The organism is Indioceanicola profundi, assembly GCF_003568845.1.
GTDB lineage: Bacteria > Pseudomonadota > Alphaproteobacteria > Azospirillales > Azospirillaceae > Indioceanicola > Indioceanicola profundi.
The window spans coordinates 952,501-969,355 of the sequence record NZ_CP030127.1 but is presented as its reverse complement, the minus strand read 5'-3'; the positions used below and the strand labels follow the sequence as shown (position 1 = coordinate 969,355).

The 16,855-nt window shown below is 64.1% G+C and carries 15 protein-coding genes, 1 tRNA gene and 3 rRNA genes (1 of these 19 cut by a window edge); 16 read left to right on the top strand and 3 right to left on the bottom strand.

From position 1 onward, the window contains the following. Positions 1-66: 66 nt before the first annotated feature. From gspG to DOL89_RS20405, 8 genes are all read left to right on the top strand, one after another. Positions 67-522, top strand: a complete 456-nt coding sequence (gene gspG, locus DOL89_RS20440) for a type II secretion system major pseudopilin GspG (protein WP_225890000.1) — start codon at positions 67-69, stop codon at positions 520-522. Beyond that, positions 522-953 (top strand): GspH/FimT family pseudopilin, encoded by a 432-nt coding sequence (locus tag DOL89_RS20435; protein ID WP_119681179.1) that lies wholly within the window; start codon positions 522-524, stop codon positions 951-953. Before gspG ends, DOL89_RS20435 begins: the two co-directional genes overlap by 1 nt. Beyond that, the gene (locus tag DOL89_RS20430; protein WP_119681178.1) at positions 946-1,335 is read left to right on the top strand and encodes a type IV pilus modification PilV family protein; all 390 of its coding nucleotides are present in this window, start codon (positions 946-948) and stop codon (positions 1,333-1,335) included. Before DOL89_RS20435 ends, DOL89_RS20430 begins: the two co-directional genes overlap by 8 nt. Then, entirely contained in the window at positions 1,332-1,904 is a 573-nt protein-coding gene (locus DOL89_RS20425; protein ID WP_119681177.1) for a prepilin-type N-terminal cleavage/methylation domain-containing protein, read from the top strand. Before DOL89_RS20430 ends, DOL89_RS20425 begins: the two co-directional genes overlap by 4 nt. Continuing rightward, on the top strand, positions 1,901-2,950 hold the full coding sequence (locus DOL89_RS20420; RefSeq protein WP_119681176.1) for a PilN domain-containing protein: 1,050 nt from the start codon (positions 1,901-1,903) through the stop codon (positions 2,948-2,950). The genes DOL89_RS20425 and DOL89_RS20420 overlap by 4 nt, the downstream gene beginning before the upstream one ends. After that, positions 2,947-3,522, top strand: a complete 576-nt coding sequence (gene gspM, locus DOL89_RS20415) for a type II secretion system protein GspM (protein WP_119681175.1) — start codon at positions 2,947-2,949, stop codon at positions 3,520-3,522. The genes DOL89_RS20420 and gspM overlap by 4 nt, the downstream gene beginning before the upstream one ends. After that, positions 3,519-4,019 carry a hypothetical protein gene (locus tag DOL89_RS20410; protein ID WP_119681174.1) on the top strand — a complete coding sequence of 167 codons (501 nt, stop codon included), beginning with the start codon at positions 3,519-3,521 and terminating at the stop codon, positions 4,017-4,019. The genes gspM and DOL89_RS20410 overlap by 4 nt, the downstream gene beginning before the upstream one ends. A gap of 260 nt (positions 4,020-4,279) precedes the next feature. Then, positions 4,280-5,959, top strand: coding sequence for a methyl-accepting chemotaxis protein (locus DOL89_RS20405; RefSeq protein ID WP_119681173.1), 1,680 nt, complete (start codon positions 4,280-4,282; stop codon positions 5,957-5,959). Between the two features lie 101 nt (positions 5,960-6,060). Here DOL89_RS20405 and gltX read toward each other — a convergent pair whose 3' ends face one another. After that, entirely contained in the window at positions 6,061-7,500 is a 1,440-nt protein-coding gene (gene gltX / locus DOL89_RS20400; protein WP_119681172.1) for a glutamate--tRNA ligase, read from the bottom strand. On the opposite strand from gltX, the gene DOL89_RS20395 reads away from it, so the two are divergent. Then, a complete protein-coding gene (locus DOL89_RS20395; protein WP_119681171.1) occupies positions 7,499-7,741 on the top strand; it encodes a hypothetical protein in 243 nt (80 codons plus the stop codon). The genes gltX and DOL89_RS20395 overlap by 2 nt on opposite strands. A gap of 28 nt (positions 7,742-7,769) precedes the next feature. Further along, a complete protein-coding gene (locus DOL89_RS20390) occupies positions 7,770-8,000 on the top strand; it encodes a hypothetical protein (protein WP_119681170.1) in 231 nt (76 codons plus the stop codon). Positions 8,001-8,041: 41 nt separating this feature from the next. On the opposite strand, the gene DOL89_RS20385 is transcribed toward DOL89_RS20390, so the two are convergent. Together DOL89_RS20385 and DOL89_RS20380 are read right to left on the bottom strand one after the other, a co-directional pair. Continuing rightward, on the bottom strand, positions 8,042-9,019 hold the full coding sequence (locus DOL89_RS20385; RefSeq protein WP_119681389.1) for an aldo/keto reductase: 978 nt from the start codon (positions 9,017-9,019) through the stop codon (positions 8,042-8,044). Positions 9,020-9,130: 111 nt separating this feature from the next. After that, a complete protein-coding gene (locus DOL89_RS20380; RefSeq protein WP_119681169.1) occupies positions 9,131-10,003 on the bottom strand; it encodes an alpha/beta fold hydrolase in 873 nt (290 codons plus the stop codon). Positions 10,004-10,277: 274 nt separating this feature from the next. On the opposite strand from DOL89_RS20380, the gene DOL89_RS20375 reads away from it, so the two are divergent. The 6 genes from DOL89_RS20375 to DOL89_RS20350 form a co-directional block, all read left to right on the top strand. Then, the gene (locus tag DOL89_RS20375; protein ID WP_119681168.1) at positions 10,278-11,930 is read left to right on the top strand and encodes a M10 family metallopeptidase C-terminal domain-containing protein; all 1,653 of its coding nucleotides are present in this window, start codon (positions 10,278-10,280) and stop codon (positions 11,928-11,930) included. Between the two features lie 181 nt (positions 11,931-12,111). Then, positions 12,112-13,365: an NHL repeat-containing protein gene (locus DOL89_RS20370; RefSeq protein ID WP_205574716.1), complete on the top strand. Its 1,254-nt coding sequence runs from the start codon at positions 12,112-12,114 to the stop codon at positions 13,363-13,365. A 509-nt stretch (positions 13,366-13,874) separates the two neighbouring features. After that, a 16S ribosomal RNA gene (locus tag DOL89_RS20365) occupies positions 13,875-15,359 on the top strand. A 120-nt stretch (positions 15,360-15,479) separates the two neighbouring features. After that, positions 15,480-15,595 (top strand): 5S ribosomal RNA (gene rrf / locus DOL89_RS20360). A gap of 38 nt (positions 15,596-15,633) precedes the next feature. After that, a tRNA-Met gene (locus DOL89_RS20355) sits at positions 15,634-15,710 on the top strand. Between the two features lie 129 nt (positions 15,711-15,839). After that, positions 15,840-16,855: ribosomal RNA gene (locus DOL89_RS20350) — 23S ribosomal RNA — on the top strand (it continues 1,732 nt past the right edge of the window). The 16S, 23S and 5S rRNA genes sit together here with 1 tRNA gene alongside, the layout of an rRNA operon.

Below are 16,855 nucleotides of genomic sequence, written 5' to 3'. Positions count from 1 at the left end.
TGGGGGGCGCGGCCGGGGCAGGCGGCTCCTAGCCTGTGGCGCAGATGGACAAGGGGAGACAATCCGATGCGATCCCGCCGGAACAAAGGCGCCAGACCGGGCATGACTGCTGCCGGGGCGCGTGACGGCTTCACCATGCTGGAGCTGCTTGTCGTGCTGGTCATCCTCGGCCTGCTGACCGCCGTGACCGCACCCGCTGTTGGCCGCTATCTGGGTGGCGCAAAGGTCGATACCGCCAAGCTTCAGGTGCAGAACATTCTTACCACACTGGACCTGTACCGGCTGGATAACGGTTCCATGCCCACGCAGGAGCAGGGGCTGGCGGCGCTGGTGGACAGGCCCAGCGGGGCCACGCGCTGGAACGGCCCCTACCTTCGCAAGGCGGAAATGATCCGCGACCCCTGGGGCCGCCCCTACCAGTACCGCATCCCGGGCGAGAAGGGAGAGGTCGACATTTTCAGCCTGGGGGCGGACGGCGCGCCGGGAGGTACCGGCGAGAACCAGGACGTCGGGAGCTGGTGATGCCGTCGCGACCGGCCTTCACGTTGCTGGAGCTGCTGGTCGCACTGCTGATCCTTGGCGGGCTATCGGCGCTTGCGCCGGCCTTCCTGCAGGAACGGGCCGCAGGCGCGCGCGACCGGTCAGCCCTGCGTGAACTGGCGCTGGGTCTCGCGGCCGCCCGTCTCCAGGCCGTTTCGGCGGATGCGCCGACGCGCGTGCAGTTCGATCTGGGCGGCCGGACATGGAGGACCCACCCGGCTGGACGGGAAGGGAAACTGCCCAGCGGATCGCTCGAACTGCTGGGCGTCGCGGAGACCCAGGCGGAAGCGTCCTGGATCGGCTTCTTCCCCGATGGCGGCTCCACCGGCGGGACCCTGAAGGTAGGCCTCCCGCCGGAGCGGCGTGAAATCCGGGTGGACTGGCTGACAGGCAGGATAGAACTCCATGACTGACCACATGCCGCACCGGTCCGGCTTCACGATGATCGAGGTGCTGGTGGCCCTCATGGTGCTGGCTCTGGCGATCGGCGCTCTCCTGCCGCGAATGTCGCTGGCAGCGCTGGCTGCCGGGAAGGCTGAGCGGCGGGAGCAGGCCGTGCTGCTGGCGGAATCCCTGCTGGCGCGGATGGGCGCCGACCTGGACGTGCCGCCCGGGGGGGAGGTCAGCGGGCGGGAAGGCGGATTCGACTGGCGGCTTTCCGCCTGCTGCGCCCGGGAAGCGCCCGGCACCACCCTACGCCTCGTCGAGGTGCATGTGGAGGTATCCTGGACAGAGGGGCGTCACCGGCAGCCGCTGGGACTGGAAACGCGCCGCTTGACAGGGGCTTTCCCATGATTCCGCACCGCGCCGGCTTCACCCTTCTGGAACTGCTGGTGGTTCTGGTCCTGCTGGGGCTGCTGTCAGTGGCCGGGCACCAGGCCCTGCACACGGCCGGTCGCCTGTCGGCCAGGCTGAACGATGATGGCAGCCAGCACTTTCTCGTCCAACGTCAGGTCGCCGACTGGATCGCCCAGGCGCAGCCGCGTCGCGTGGGGCGCGAGAGGTCGGCACCTGTCCTGTTCGACGGGCTTCCGGATCGGCTGACCTTCGTCACGAACCTGCCCGACCGGTTCGGCCTCGCTTCACCCCATCTTGTCACGCTGTCGCTGGAGCCGGACGGGCTGGCGGTCGGGTGGCGTCTTCTCACCGACCGAACCGGAGCATCCGGCGGAACACGCCTGCTGCTGCCTGCTGCGAGGGAGCTGAAGCTCCGCTACTGGCATGCTGCGGAGGGCTGGGCGGAGCGTTGGGACCGCCGCCCCACGCTGCCGGCCCTGGTCGAGATGCGGCTGGAAGCGGATGCGGCATCTAGCCGGGAGCCGGTGCGGGTGGCCGTGGCATTGCGGATGGGGGCGTCTCCATGAACGCATCCTTGGACAGGCTGACATCCGCAGCCGGGCAGGCATGGATCTGGTGGCTGGGTGAGCTGAAGCAGTGCCTGCCGGTGCGGACACGCGCCTTGCTGCTGCCGGAACCCATGCTGGTCCGCGCCGGGGGTGGACGGTTGGTCGTGGCGGAGGAGGCCGGGTCGGCCCTGGAGCTGCCATGGCCGCTCACGCCGGAAGGAAGGAAGGCGCTGGCCGGCCGCATCGGCGGGCGGGATGTCCGCGTGCTGGTGGCGGAGGAAGAGGCGCTGGTCTGTCCCGTGCGGCTGCCGTTGACGGCCGAGCGGGCCTTGTCCCAGGCGCTGTCTTTCGAGATCGAGCGCCGGACTCCCTTCTTCGCGGCCGATCTGGCCAGCGGACATCGCGTGCGTGCCCGCGATGCCACCGCCAACATGCTCGACGCCGATCTGGTCGCCGTTCCCAGAAGGGTCCTGGACCCAGTGCTGGCCGCGGTATCCGCGGCGGGGGCGACGCTTGCCGGTCTAGCCGTGCAAACGCCCGACGGACCGGTTCCAATCCAGGCTCCGGGCAGCGGGGCGCGCCCGCGCCGGCTGTCCCGGTTCAGGTTCCTGGCCTGGGCTGGCGCCGTTGCTGCAATCCTGGTCGGCACGGCCCTGCCGGTGATACGGGCGGAACAGGCGAGGGTGCGGGTTCACGACCGGATCGCGGAACTACGCCCGCGCGCCGATGCGGTCGCCGAGACGGAGCGGCAGGTCGACGCGCTTGCGGCGCAAGCAAGACGCCTGGACGGCTTCCGGGCTGGAATTACGGCGCAGATGGCCTTGGCCGCGCTGACGGAAATCGCCGACGACAGCACCCATCTTACCAGTTTCAGCATGTCGGACGGCACGATCCGGATCGAAGGGCATACCGGGTCTGCCACTGCGCTGGTAGCCGCCCTGGACGCTTCGCCGCTGTTCGGGGAGCCGGTGTTCCAGTCGCCTGTCGTGCCGGGGGCGCAGGGGCGTGAACGCTTCTCCCTTGCGCTGGATATAGACATGTCCGCCGCGGAGGAGCCCCGATGATCCTTGCGACCCTGTCCCCGCCCGTCGGCCGCGCCCTGGCGCTGACGGTCCTGGTCGTTCTGGTGCTTTTCTGCTGGCAAGGGCTGGTGCAGCCTGCCTTCGATCTGCGCCACGCGGCGGAAGCCGAGCTGGAAGCTGCCCGCGCTGTAGAGGGGCGGCTGGCCGCGATTGTCAGTCGCGCGGAGCAGGCGGAACAACGGTTGGATGCCCTGGCCGGTGACCTTGCCGTGCGGGCCGACCTGCTCCGCGCCGGCAGTGAGGCGGTCGCTGGAGCGATGCTGCAGCAGGAACTCCAGTCCCTGGCGCAGAGGGCCGGCGCGCAGGTCCGCAGCGCCCAGGCTCTTCCGCTCCAGCGCGAGGGCGAGTTGATCACGGCCGCCAACCGGCTGCGCCTCTCGGCCGACCAGCCGGCCCTGATCGAGCTTCTGGCCATGATGGACGCGCACAGTCCGGCCCTGCGAATCCGGCAGATCGCGATCTCGGTAACGACCGTCGCGAATGAGCCGGAGCGGCCGCGCCTGGATATCCAGATGGAGGTGGAGGCCCTGGCCCGCGTGGAGACCGCCCAATGACGCCGCGCATCCGATCCTTGCTGCCGCCGGGCGCGGCCCTGTTCATCGGAGCCATGATCCTCCTGAACGGGATCACCTACGAGCCCGGTCCGGCCGACGCTCTGCCGAGTTCCCCTGTGGACGGCTTGGCGGCCGAGCGTGCCGCCGCAGTCGTGATCGCCGATGAGCGTGAATTGCTGCTCGCCCGCCCGATCTTCACGATCAGCCGCAAGCCGCTGCCGGCAGTTCAAATCGTGGAGCCGGTGGTGGAGGAGGCGGCCCACTCACGAGCGCAGTTCGTCGTCCAGGGTATTGCCCGCAGCGTCGACCGGATCATCGTCCATGTGCTAGACCCCGCAACCCGCAAGATCCGTAGGCTAGGCCTCGGCCAGGAAATCGGAGGGTGGCGGATAGCAGAGGTGGATGCGACCGGTGTCACCTTCGCCCGCAACGATGCCCGTGACCGGGTTCCGATCACCCGCATCCGCCAGGGCACGGCCAAAACGCCGCGACGCTGACCCTGGCGGAGACCGCGTCAAGTAAATGCGTTAAGGCAGGCTGGAATTCCCTGTCGGGCCACCGTTCGGAAATTTGAATAGCTAAGCACTAAACGCAGCTTCAGCCATGTTGGAGAGGCGAGTGTTCGGTCGGCGACCAATTTCTGCATGAAAACGTGTGGACAGCGGCCGATTTATAGATAAGGCTTCATTAAAAACAGGCTGTCAGCAAATGGTGGCCCATTGCGCTGTCTTGCGCTCGAAGATCGGGAGGGGGTTGCATGGTCACATTGAAGGCAAGGCTGACGGCGATGACAGTGGGGATGACCCTGCTGGCTGCGGGGATTGCTGCAGCGGGCATCTGGTCGACGGAAACGATGAGAAAGGCGTCCCGTGAGACGGCCACTGTCGAAGAGGCTCTACGCAACCACCTTGAAGGGGACATGATGCACGACGCCCTGCGCGGCGACGTGCTGAACGCCTTCGTCACCGCCGGGCGCTTCGACGTGACGGACGAGCAGAAGGCCGCCGTGCAGCAGGAGCTTGAGGAACATGCCCGGCAGTTCCGGCTGCTGATAGCGGCGAATGCAGCGCTGCCGCTGGACCCCGCGATCCAGGCGGCGCTTGGCAGGGTTCAGCGTCCGCTGGAGGATTATGTCCGCTCCGCCGAGAAGCTGGTCGAGTTGGCGCTCATGGACCCGTCGATGGCGGAAAGCGGCCTCGACGGCTTCGCCAACAGTTTCGGCAGGCTTGAAAGCGCCATGGCGGAGGTCAGCGCCAGCATCGAAGGGGTATCGGCTTCCACCCACGCCGATGCGCAGCAGGCCGCCCAATTGGCACATTGGGGAATGATTGTCTGCCTGGGCCTGTCGCTGGTTCTGGGCGCTGCCTTCATCGGCTATATCGTCATCGCCGTTCTCCGTCCCTTCGGGACCCTGACCCAGGCCACGGTGGCGCTCGCGGCGGGTGACCTGTCCGTGGCTGTGCCAGGTCGGGGACGCGCGGATGAGATCGGCCATCTTGCCGGCGCACTCGAGGTGTTCCGGGATAGTCTGGCCGAAGCCGGTCGGCTGGCGGCGGCCGAGAAGGACGGCGCTGTGGTGCGGGAACGCCGGGCACAGGCGTTGGACGATCTGCTGACCATGTTCGACCAGGACGCCGCCCAGGCGCTGCGGACGGTCGGCGCCGCCGCCACGGAGCTGGACTCCACCGCCCAGTCCATGGCCGGACTTGCCGGCGAGGCGAACCGGCAGGCGGCTGCCGCTGCACGGGCTGCGGAGGACGCGACCGGCAGCGTGCAGACGGTGGCCTCGGCGGCGGAGGAGATGGCCGCATCAATCCGCGACGTGGCGGGACAGGTATCCCGGTCGAAGCAGATGTCGGAACGGGCCGTGGCGGAGGTTCGCGCCACTGATGCGGCCGTGGGCGGCCTGTCGGAGTCCGCGCGGCGCATTGGTGAGGTCATCGGGCTGATCCAGCAGATTGCGGGGCAGACCAACCTCCTGGCCCTGAACGCGACCATCGAGGCAGCCCGCGCCGGCGAGGCCGGCAAAGGCTTCGCCGTGGTGGCTTCGGAGGTGAAAGGGCTGGCCAGTCAGGTCGCCCGCGCCACGGAGGAGATTGCCCAGCAGGTCGCATCCGTTCAGGCGGCCACCACCGGCGCGGTGGACGCGATCCGGACGATCGGCACTACCATCGACGGAATGGCCGATGTTTCGGTGGCCATCGCCGCCGCCATGGAACAGCAGGATGCCAGCACTTCGGAAATCTCCCGGGCCGCATCGCTTGCCGCGGCCGCCACCCGGAAGGCGGCGGAGGGAGTCACCAGCGTCACCGGAACCGCCGGCCGGACAGGAGCCGCCGCTGAGCAGGTTCTTGCCGCGGCGCGTGGGCTGCAGGAACAGTCGGACGCCTTGCGCGCCCGCCTGGAGCAGTTCCTTGCGGAAGCGCGGGTGGCTTGACCGACGACTCTTCCTTCTTTTTCATACGCCGCGGCCTACGAATCGAAAGGGGGCCTGGGATGTTTGCCCAGGCCCCCTGTCATTTCCGCCGTGGATGGCGGTCAGGGCGCGTCTGGCAGAACGGCCAGGGCCATCTTCAGGCGCTGGCGCACGATCGACCGGCCCAGCAGGGCCATGGAGTCGAACAAGGGCAGCGAGCGCGTGCTGCCGGACATGGCGACGAAAATCGGCGGAATGACGACCCGGAGCTTGCGGCCCATCCCGTCCGCGATCCTACGAACCTCCTCCTCGATGGCCTCGCGGCTCCATTCCGGAAGCGTGTCCACCATGGCGAGGATAGCCTTCAGGACCACCGCGCTGTCCTCGGCGCCGTTCTTGGTTGCCTCGAAATCGGCACGGGTTAGGTTCAGGTCCGACCGGAACAGGAAGCTCACCAGATCGGGCAGATCGCCAAGTCGCGCAATGCGGGTGCGGGCCAGCTCCAGACCACCGGCGAGGCGGTTGTTCATCATGGCCCAGTCCAGCAGCCGCGCCCGGAACCCGTCTTCGTCCAGCTTCTCACGCAGCCAGCGGCCGTTGAGATAGTCCAGCTTCTGAAGATCGAAAACGGCCCCGCCCTTGGCCATGCTGCCCGGATCGAAGGCGGCGGCAAGCTCGTCCAGCGTCATCACCTCGTCGCCCTCGGCGATGGACACGAAGCCGAGGCCCATGAGGTTCAGCAAAGCTTCCGGCAGATAGCCGACGCTGCTGAAATAGGAGATCGAGGTCGGGTTGCGCCGCTTGGACAGCTTGGTCCGGTCCGGATTGCGCAGCAGCGGCAGATGCATGAACTGCGGCGGCTCGAACCCGAGATAGCGGTAGAGCAGCAGGTGCTTCGGAACGGAGGACATCCATTCCTCGCCGCGGGCGACGTGGGTGATCTTCATCAGATGGTCGTCCACCACATTGGCCATGTGGTAGGTCGGCATGCCATCGGCCTTCATCAGGACCTGCATGTCGACCGACGCCCAGGGAATGCTGACCGTTCCGTAGACGCCATCCTCGAAGGTGCACTCGCCGGTTTCCGGAACCTTCATGCGCACGACGTGCGGAATTCCCTCCGCTTCCTTGGCGCTCACCTCTTCAGGCGTCAGGTGCAGGCACAGTCCGTCATATTTCGGCTGCTCGCCGCGGCGGCGCTGCTCCTCGCGCATGACGTCCAGACGCTCGCGCGTGCAGAAGCACTTGAAGGCGTGACCGTCGTGAAGAAGCTTGTCGACGTATTGCGGATAGATGTGGCGCCGCTCGCTCTGGCGGTAGGGCGCATGGGGGCCGCCCTTGTCCGGACCTTCCGACCAGTGCAGCCCCAGCCAACGTAGGGCCTCCATCACCTTCTGCTCGGAATCCGGTGTGCTCCGCGTCTGGTCCGTGTCCTCGATGCGCAGGATCATCTCGCCGCCCAGACGACGGGCCAGCAGGACATTGAACAGGGCCGTATAGGCGGTGCCGACATGCGGCTCGCCGGTCGGCGACGGTGCGATGCGGACGCGGACTGGGGTCATGTTTCCGATCTTGCAGGGTATGGGGTGGAAGATCAGCGCCCGGCGGGTGCACGCGGCCGATCAAGCCGTATGGCTGGCGCGGCCCCGAATGGCTGCCGCACTGGCCGGCACTTTTAGTTCCTCGCAATCCGGTTGGCAAGGTCGGCGGCTGGCGGCTCCGGCGGCAGACTTCGCCTTGAAGCGCATTCTGTTCGAAAGGGTGGAACACACGCCCGCGCTCCACGTTCATGCGACGCAATGAGCGCAGTTTCAGTCCGGGAGAGTGGAACATGGCTTACGTTGTGATACGTTTCCCTGCCTTGTCGCCCCATTGGGGCGTACAGGATCGGGTCGCCAACAGGTGGGCGCCCATATCGGCGGATGAGTCGGTCGCGCATAGGATCTGCGACCGTCTCAACGCCAACAAGCAGGTCAAGGGGCTGCTTTGGCGGGACATCTCGCCCCGTGTCTATGGTGACGTGGACCCTTATATCCATGCGGCTGCCGGCGCGTCCACCTAGGGCGCATCGGCGAATGCCGGCCCTGAGCGGATGAAACCGGTCTAGAAACCGGCCACCGGGTGGGGAACATAGGGTTCCTCGAGCCGGGCCATCTCCTCAGCCGTCAGGGTCAAGCACAGGGCGGCGACCGCATCCTCCAGGTGACCCGGCTTGGATGCCCCGATAATCGGGGCGGTCACTCCCGGCTTCTGGAGCAGCCAGGCAAGAGCCACCTGCGCCCGCGGCACACCCCGTGCGGCAGCCACCTCCCCGACGCGCTCCACCACCGCCCGGTCGGCGTCCATGGTCTGGCTGTAAAGCTTGCGACCGAACGCGTCCGTGCGCGTCCGCTCCGTCTCCTCGCTCCAGGCGCGGGTCAACCGCCCGCGGGCGAGGGGGCTCCAGGGCAGGATTCCGACGCCCTGGTCGGCGCAGAGCGGCAGCATCTCCCGCTCCTCCTCACGGTAAAGCAGGTTCAGATGGTTCTGCATGGTCACGAACTGGGTCCAGCCGTGCCGCTCCGCAACATGCTGGGCTTTGGCGAACTGCCAGGCGAACATGGAGGAGGCGCCAATATGCACCGCCTTTCCGGCCTTTACCACATCGTGCAGCGCCTCCATGGTCTCCTCGATGGGCGTGGACGGGTCCCAGCGATGGATCTGGTACAGGTCCACATGATCCATGCCCAACCGACGTAGACTGTTGTCGATCTCCGTGAAGATCGCCTTGCGCGACAGACCGGCGCCGTTCGGGCCGGGGCGCATCCGGCCATGGACCTTGGTCGCCACCACGATCTCGTCCCGCCGAGCGAACTCCTTCAGGGCGCGGCCGACGATCTCTTCGGAGCTGCCCAAGGAATAAACATTCGCGGTGTCAAAGAAATTGATGCCCAGCTCGACGGCCTGGCGGATCAGCGGCCGGCTCTGCTCCTCCGGCAGGGTCCATGGGTGGTTGCCCTGCTCCGGCGCGCCATAGGTCATGCAGCCCAGGGCAAGGGCGGATACCTCGATGCCGGTGGGGCCAAGTTTCCTGTAGATCATCATCCTGCTCCTCGAACTGCGTACGGACAGGTCCGGCCGGTTCCGCCAGGTGGAAGGTGAACCCGTCAGACAGTCTGAAGGTCCCCCGATCCTCAGGCGGCGGTATCTCGGTCAGAAGAATTCAGCCAGTGCGGACAGGGTTTCCGCCGGCGCTTCCTCCGGCAGGAAGTGTCCGCAATCAATCGACCGGCCCTGGACATCGTCGGCGTAGTCCCGCCAGACGGCCAGCACGTCGTAAGCGTCGCCTACGATCCCGCGTCCGCCCCACAGCACCAGCAGCGGGCATTGTACCCGGTTCCTCCCGAAATCGGCCGCATCATGGATCAGATCGATGCCGGCGCCGGCGCGGTAATCCTCGCACGTCGCGTGGATACAGTCCGGCTCCCGGAAGCAGCGCCGATATTCCGCCACGGCCATAGGCGTGAAGGCGTCCGGAATACGCGACCAGGATTGCAGTTTACGCAGCAGATAGAAGTCCGGATCCGCGCCGATCATCCGTTCCGGCAGCCCGTGGGGCTGACTCAGAAAGAACCAATGATAATAGGCCATTGCCATACGTTGATTGATCGCCTCGAAGACGGTCCGGGTCGGGACGATGTCCAGCACCGCGGCGCGCTCGACAGCATCGGGATGATCCAGGGTCATGCGGTGCGTGACCCTGGCTCCGCGGTCATGCCCGGCGACACGGAACTGGTGGAATCCAAGATGGGACATCAGCGCCACCTGATCCGCCGCCATGGCCCGCTTGGAATATCCAGAATGATCCGGTCCGCCGGCCGGTTTGGCACTATCCCCGTAACCGCGAAGATCCGGGCAGACCACGGTGAAGCGCTCAGCCAGCCCGGGCGCCACGAGATGCCACATGGCATGGTTCTGGGGATAGCCGTGCAGCAGCAGCAACGGCGGGCCGCTTCCGCCGATGCGGTAGAAGATGTCGACCTGATCCGGGGTGGAGAAACGGCCGGTACCGAACCCGTCGAACATGTCTGCTCCTGCAGCTGCGAGCGGAGCTTGCCGGACAGCTTCGCCCCTCCGATGCGCACGACTGGCTACGGCACGCCTCCGTCAGTCTGGATGCTCCGTGTCCACCTGCCAAGGGGAAGTACAGCCCCGCTCGAATAGGGGCTATTGCGCATCCTGAATTGCCGCTCCAGCCACTTTTTGCCTCAGCCATTCAACTGATCGCGCTCCTAACATCACTGCGAGAGTCCGCGAACGGTCTCTTGCCTATAACGAGAGATGAGCAGGGAAATAATTGATGGCACGAGAGCAGGCGATTATCCGGCAGATTGAAGAGCGCACGGACAGTGATGCGCGCCTTATAACGGGCAAAGGCGTCGAAGCGACTAGCGCGTTGCCCTTCCTGCTGGAGGATTATGCAGGGATTGCGACCTATGCCGGCAAGCCGATCTTCAACCAGGAGCAGGTGATCGGCCAGATCGACGGCGGCAGCAAGATTTCCGGCAAGACAATCACGTTCAGCTTCTTCGACGGGCCGCACTCCATCGGCGTCTACAACAATCCGAACTACGGCTTCTCCGAACCGGACGGCTATTCGCCCTTCAGCGATGCACAGAAGGCTGTGGCTCGTGAGGCAATGGTTCTGTGGGACGATCTTGTTGTCCAGAAGGTTGTAGAAAAGAACGGTAACGGCGCGGACATTCTCTTCGCCAATACCTCGACCGGCCCGGCCCAGGCCTGGGCCTACTATCCTGGTAACGGCTACAAGTACCAGGGCGACGTCTGGACCGCGACGCCGGAGGTGAACTGGACCAATGATTGGCTCCAGTACAACGGATATGGGCGTACCACGCTGATCCACGAAGCCGGCCATGCGCTGGGGCTGAGCCACCCCGGCGACTACAACTTCAGCGATGACAATGACGGTGACGGCCAGCCCGATCCGATCACCTACGAGGGTGACGCGTTCTACGCTCAGGATACCGAGCAGTATTCGATCATGTCCTATTTCGGCCCGCAAGAATCCGGGGCGCAGCCAGTGGACGTGGCGCTCGGTCTTGTCGGCAATGCCCAGACGCCGTTGCTGCACGATATTCTTACCATCCAGGCCAAGTATGGTGCAGATCCGACCACCCGCGTGGGCAACACGACCTATTTCGCCAACTCGAATGCCGGCAACGCCGTCTACGATCTGGCGAAGAACCCGTTTCCCTATCTGTCCGTATACGATGCCGGCGGCATCGATACTTTCGACTTCTCCACCGCGGCCCGGGGCGTCTTCCTTGATCTGAGGCCGGGAGCCTTCAGCTCGGCCACTATCGGCTCGCCGACGCTCGCTCAGGCCAATGCGATCACGGCGGAGTTCAATGCCGCGACCGATGCGGCCCAGGGCGACTTTGCCTTGTGGACCAGTCAGGCAGAGGTTGACGAGTTTGCTGATTTCATCGGTTCGCTGGGCGCCTCCCGCCTGGCAGCGGATACCGGTTATGCCGGGATCGACGCTACGTCGCACCGGAACATCAGCATCGCCTACAATACGATCATCGAGAATGCGACCGGCGGCTCGGGACGGGACTATCTGGTGGGCAATCACGTTGCCAACAGGCTGACCGGCAATGCCGGGAGCGATATTCTCAACGGTCTGGAAGGCGACGACATTCTCATCGGCGGCGGCGGCAGCGATCTGTTCGTCTTCAGCGACCTCGGAGGGCATGACCGGATCGAGGATTTCAGCAGCCAAGAAGGCGACAAGATCAATCTCAGAGAGGCCGGCTCCTTCCATTTCGGCGAAGGGGCCGCGGGACGGCTGCAGATCACGCGCGGTGAGGCTTCGGACGGGCGGAACAGCTTCCTCGTTTCCGGCGATTTGGATGGTGACGGGAGGGCCGACCTGCTGATCACCGTCGTCGGACAGGGGCTGGATCTCCAGGCGTCCGATTTCCTGCTCTGAAGTTCGCCACTTCGGGAGAATGCAAGGGCGGCCGTTCGGCCGCCCTTCGTGCTTCTTGCGACGGACCCGCAACACGGTCACCTGCGGTTTGGGAGCCCTGGCACATGTTCCGGCGTTGTCCAGGACAGGTCCCGCCGTGTGGGGGGCCGTTCAGCCGGCAATGATTGGCGTGGGATCGGGTATGAGAAGCATGATCGCGGCGTTCATCGCCGTTCTGGCGCTGCTGGGTGTTGATGGCGCATCTGCTGGAAGCGAAGCAGGGCAGGTGCGGTCGGAGCTTTCGACCACGGTGATCTCCTTCGACGACATCGCGCCCGAGGGATTCATCCTGCAGCAATCCTGGAATGCCATGGGAATGGACGGGCAGGGGCGGGTTTATATCGGCTTCACCAGCCTGCGGCCGGACGGGCGGGAGGACTTTTTGGTGTTCCGCTACGATCCTGCCACCGGCGAGCGCCGCTTTCTCGGCAGTTTTATGGACGCATCGGCAGCGGCCGGAAATCTCCGGTCGGGCGAGGAAATCCCCAAGGGCCATACCCGCATGCTGGAGGTGGACGGCAGAATGATCATGGGGTCCCAGGGATTCCACGACTTCAAAGGCGCCATCGACGGGCTGCCGGAATACCGGGGAGCACACCTCTATGCCTATGATATCGCCGCCGACAGGTTGGACGACATCAGCAGCCGCCTTCCGGACGGGGTGGTGGTCCGGCACCAGGGCATCATCGCCCTGTCGCAGGTGCCGGGTACCAGTCTCATAGCCGGGCTGACGCATCCCTACAGCGACATCGTCCTGTTCGACAGCAAGGCCGAACGCGTCGAGAAGATCGTGCCCGGCATTCCCTGGAGCTTTGGTAACCCAGTCAGCCGCGAGATCGTGGCGACATCCGGCGGCAGAATCTATACCTATCGCGGCACTGAGGATCCGACGCACCGGGGGGCGACGCATCCCATTTGGGAGTTCGATCCCGCCACTGGCAGCATGGCCCCGACGCCTTTTACGGCGACTGGCGGCTTTTGGAACGGCCAGACCTGGACCGGTGATGGCCGGACGATCTACCTGTCCACGGTGAACGGCGAGCTTTACAGGCTGGATACGGACTCCGGGGAATTTTCTCATCTCGGCCATTTTCTGCCGAAAAAGGATTTTGATGCCGGCGTGCGGGTGAACTCCCTCTACGGGATCATCCTGTCGGCCGATGAACAGCGGATCTACGGAATACCTCAGACCAACCGAGGATGGACTTCCAACCTTTACGCCTATGAGATCGAAAGCGGCGCCGTCACCCTGGTCAGAGAGGTGGAGCAGGCGATCTATACCGGCAGCCACATGCGGGACGGCCACGGCAACATCTACTTCGCCAAGTTCGGAGACGGCAGGAGCTGGAACGGAAAAGTGGGCTTGCTGGTCGTGCACACCGCGGGACGGGGCTAAGGTCCTTCTCGACAGCTCTTGGCTTGGTTTCAGCGATGGCCATATGTGTGGGGCTCTGCGGTATGGGCGGCGGCGTGGTTCTGGAAAAAAGTTCTGGAAAGCGCTTGACGGTGTTTCCGGGCTTGGCTATATAGCCGCTCCCGCCGCGGTGCTGAGCCGGGCGGGTTCCAGCGACAGGGTCGCCGGACGGATTTCAGACAAGCAGCTGCGAGCTGGCCAGGCGGTCGCCTGGAGGCTCTGGCGCTTGACGGTTCCGCCCTCCGGGGTGGGGCTGACGGGTCTTGAACAACTGCATATGGTTTTGAGAAGGGATGCGCAGGCGGCGGTCTCTGGGTGCCGGCGGGAGCTGGTGTTTGGAGTGCCTTATAGCTTGTGCATCACGCCAAGAATGCTCTGACCTGTTCTGATGGAGACATCGGGGCGGGTGCTTCAGGAGACAATTCGGGTAGGATTGCACCGGTTGAGGTGCTCCGTCGATGAGGATGTTGGTTTCGGCCGATATCCGCTTCAAACCTGAGAGTTTGATCCTGGCTCAGAACGAACGCTGGCGGCAGGCCTAACACATGCAAGTCGAACGAAGGCTTCGGCCTTAGTGGCGCACGGGTGAGTAACGCGTGGGAACGTGCCCTTTGGTCTGGGATAACGTCTGGAAACGGACGCTAATACCGGATGAGCCCTCTGGGGGAAAGATTTATCGCCAAGGGAGCGGCCCGCGTCTGATTAGCTAGTTGGTGGGGTAATGGCCCACCAAGGCGACGATCAGTAGCTGGTCTGAGAGGATGATCAGCCACACTGGGACTGAGACACGGCCCAGACTCCTACGGGAGGCAGCAGTGGGGAATATTGGACAATGGGGGCAACCCTGATCCAGCCATGCCGCGTGAGTGATGAAGGCCTTCGGGTTGTAAAGCTCTTTCGCACGCGACGATGATGACGGTAGCGTGAGAAGAAGCCCCGGCTAACTTCGTGCCAGCAGCCGCGGTAATACGAAGGGGGCTAGCGTTGTTCGGAATTACTGGGCGTAAAGGGCGCGTAGGCGGCGCTTCAAGTCAGATGTGAAAGCCCCGGGCTCAACCTGGGAACAGCATTTGAGACTGGAGTGCTTGAGTTCCGGAGAGGTGGGTGGAATTCCCAGTGTAGAGGTGAAATTCGTAGATATTGGGAAGAACACCGGTGGCGAAGGCGGCCCACTGGACGGATACTGACGCTGAGGCGCGAAAGCGTGGGGAGCAAACAGGATTAGATACCCTGGTAGTCCACGCCGTAAACGATGTCGGCTAGACGTTGGGGCTCTTAGAGCTTCGGTGTCGCAGCTAACGCATTAAGCCGACCGCCTGGGGAGTACGGCCGCAAGGTTGAAACTCAAAGGAATTGACGGGGGCCCGCACAAGCGGTGGAGCATGTGGTTTAATTCGAAGCAACGCGCAGAACCTTACCAGCCCTTGACATGCCTGGACCGGCGCAGAGATGCGCTTTCCTCTTCGGAGGCCGGGACACAGGTGCTGCATGGCTGTCGTCAGCTCGTGTCGTGAGATGTTGGGTTAAGTCCCGCAACGAGCGCAACCCTCATCGTCAGTTGCCATCATTTGGTTGGGCACTCTGGCGAAACTGCCGCTGACAAGGCGGAGGAAGGCGGGGATGACGTCAAGTCCTCATGGCCCTTACGGGCTGGGCTACACACGTGCTACAATGGTGGTGACAGTGGGCAGCGACCCTGCGAAGGGAAGCGAATCTCCAAAAGCCATCTCAGTTCGGATTGCACTCTGCAACTCGGGTGCATGAAGTTGGAATCGCTAGTAATCGCGGATCAGCACGCCGCGGTGAATACGTTCCCGGGCCTTGTACACACCGCCCGTCACACCATGGGAGTTGGCTTTACCCGAAGCCGGTGCGCTAACCCGTAAGGGAGGCAGCCGACCACGGTACGGTCAGCGACTGGGGTGAAGTCGTAACAAGGTAGCCGTAGGGGAACCTGCGGCTGGATCACCTCCTTTCTAAGGAACCGGCTCATCCGCCGCCCCGCCTGAGATGTTCAGGCCCTGGGTTTCCAGGTAAGGGGCCGCCGCCGGCGCATCTTTTCTCAAAACCATCCATGTTTGCCCGGGGCCTGCCGAGCCGGTGGTCATAGCGAGGGTCCCAACACCCGATCCCATCCCGAACTCGGCCGTGAAACACCTCAGCGCCAATGGTACTGCGTCTTAAGACGTGGGAGAGTAGGTCGCTGCCGGCTCTGCCGGCCCCGGGGCTGAACAAACATGGACATGTTGGCGCGGGATGGAGCAGCCCGGTAGCTCGTCAGGCTCATAACCTGAAGGTCGCAGGTTCAAATCCTGCTCCCGCAACCAACCTTGCCTTGGGCTTTGCGCCCTGGGCGGTTCTTGGACAATTGAATAGAGAGTTTTGTGACCGAGGAAAGCATCTTCGTTGTGGCGGCGTGTGCAGGCTTGCTCCTGTGCATGATGCGCAACCGAGAGGATCAAGCGTAATAAGGGCATCTGGTGGATGCCTTGGCACTGAGAGGCGATGAAGGACGTTGCACGCTGCGATAAGCCATGGGGAGCCGCGAGCAGGCTATGATCCGTGGATTTCCGAATGGGGCAACCCACCGCGCAAGCGGTATCCTGGACTGAATACATAGGTTCAGGAGGCGAACCCGGGGAACTGAAACATCTAAGTACCCGGAGGAAAGGACATCAACCGAGACTCCGCTAGTAGTGGCGAGCGAACGCGGACCAGGCCAGTGGTCTTCTCTACATAACCGGAACCGTCTGGAAAGTCGGGCCAGAGCGGGTGATAGCCCCGTACGGGTAAACCGGAGAAGATCCTTGAGTAGGGCGGGACACGAGACATCCTGTCTGAACATGGGGGGACCACCCTCCAAGCCTAAGTACTCCTCAGTGACCGATAGTGAACCAGTACCGTGAGGGAAAGGTGAAAAGCACCCCGACGAGGGGAGTGAAAGAGCACCTGAAACCGGATGCCTACAAGCAGTGGGAGCCGCCTTGCGCGGTGACCGCGTACCTTTTGTATAATGGGTCAGCGACTTACAGTATGCAGCGAGCTTAAGGCGATAGCTGGAGGCGAAGCGAAAGCGAGTCTGAAGAGGGCGAGTTGAGTTGCATGCTGTAGACCCGAAACCCGGTGATCTAGCCATGGCCAGGCTGAAGGTGGGGTAACACCCACTGGAGGGCCGAACCCACGCCCGTTGAAAAGGTCGGGGATGAGCTGTGGTTAGGGGTGAAAGGCCAATCAAACCGGGTAATAGCTGGTTCTCCGCGAAAGCTATTTAGGTAGCGCGTCGGATGATTACCCACGGGGGTAGAGCACTGGATGGGCTAGGGGGGCGCGAGCCTTACCAAACCTAACCAAACTCCGAATACCGTGGAGTACAGTCCGGCAGGCAGACGGTCGGTGCTAAGGTCGATCGTCAAGAGGGAAACAGCCCAGACCGCCAGCTAAGGTCCCCAAGTGGTGGCTAAGTGGGAAAGGA

What these genes read in the sequence shown, in the direction of transcription:
- gspM (WP_119681175.1), top strand. Translation starts at nt 2,947, where the DNA reads ATGATCCTTGCGACCCTGTCCCCGCCCGTCGGCCGCGCCCTGGCGCTG.
- DOL89_RS20375 (WP_119681168.1), top strand. Translation starts at nt 10,278, where the DNA reads ATGGCACGAGAGCAGGCGATTATCCGGCAGATTGAAGAGCGCACGGAC.
- DOL89_RS20395 (WP_119681171.1), top strand. Translation starts at nt 7,499, where the DNA reads ATGTTTCCGATCTTGCAGGGTATGGGGTGGAAGATCAGCGCCCGGCGG.
- gltX (WP_119681172.1), bottom strand. Translation starts at nt 7,500, where the DNA reads ATGACCCCAGTCCGCGTCCGCATCGCACCGTCGCCGACCGGCGAGCCG.
- DOL89_RS20435 (WP_119681179.1), top strand. Translation starts at nt 522, where the DNA reads ATGCCGTCGCGACCGGCCTTCACGTTGCTGGAGCTGCTGGTCGCACTG.
- DOL89_RS20410 (WP_119681174.1), top strand. Translation starts at nt 3,519, where the DNA reads ATGACGCCGCGCATCCGATCCTTGCTGCCGCCGGGCGCGGCCCTGTTC.
- DOL89_RS20385 (WP_119681389.1), bottom strand. Translation starts at nt 9,019, where the DNA reads ATGATCTACAGGAAACTTGGCCCCACCGGCATCGAGGTATCCGCCCTT.
- gspG (WP_225890000.1), top strand. Translation starts at nt 67, where the DNA reads ATGCGATCCCGCCGGAACAAAGGCGCCAGACCGGGCATGACTGCTGCC.
- DOL89_RS20420 (WP_119681176.1), top strand. Translation starts at nt 1,901, where the DNA reads ATGAACGCATCCTTGGACAGGCTGACATCCGCAGCCGGGCAGGCATGG.
- DOL89_RS20370 (WP_205574716.1), top strand. Translation starts at nt 12,112, where the DNA reads ATGAGAAGCATGATCGCGGCGTTCATCGCCGTTCTGGCGCTGCTGGGT.
- DOL89_RS20430 (WP_119681178.1), top strand. Translation starts at nt 946, where the DNA reads ATGACTGACCACATGCCGCACCGGTCCGGCTTCACGATGATCGAGGTG.
- DOL89_RS20405 (WP_119681173.1), top strand. Translation starts at nt 4,280, where the DNA reads ATGGTCACATTGAAGGCAAGGCTGACGGCGATGACAGTGGGGATGACC.
- DOL89_RS20390 (WP_119681170.1), top strand. Translation starts at nt 7,770, where the DNA reads ATGGCTTACGTTGTGATACGTTTCCCTGCCTTGTCGCCCCATTGGGGC.
- DOL89_RS20425 (WP_119681177.1), top strand. Translation starts at nt 1,332, where the DNA reads ATGATTCCGCACCGCGCCGGCTTCACCCTTCTGGAACTGCTGGTGGTT.
- DOL89_RS20380 (WP_119681169.1), bottom strand. Translation starts at nt 10,003, where the DNA reads ATGTTCGACGGGTTCGGTACCGGCCGTTTCTCCACCCCGGATCAGGTC.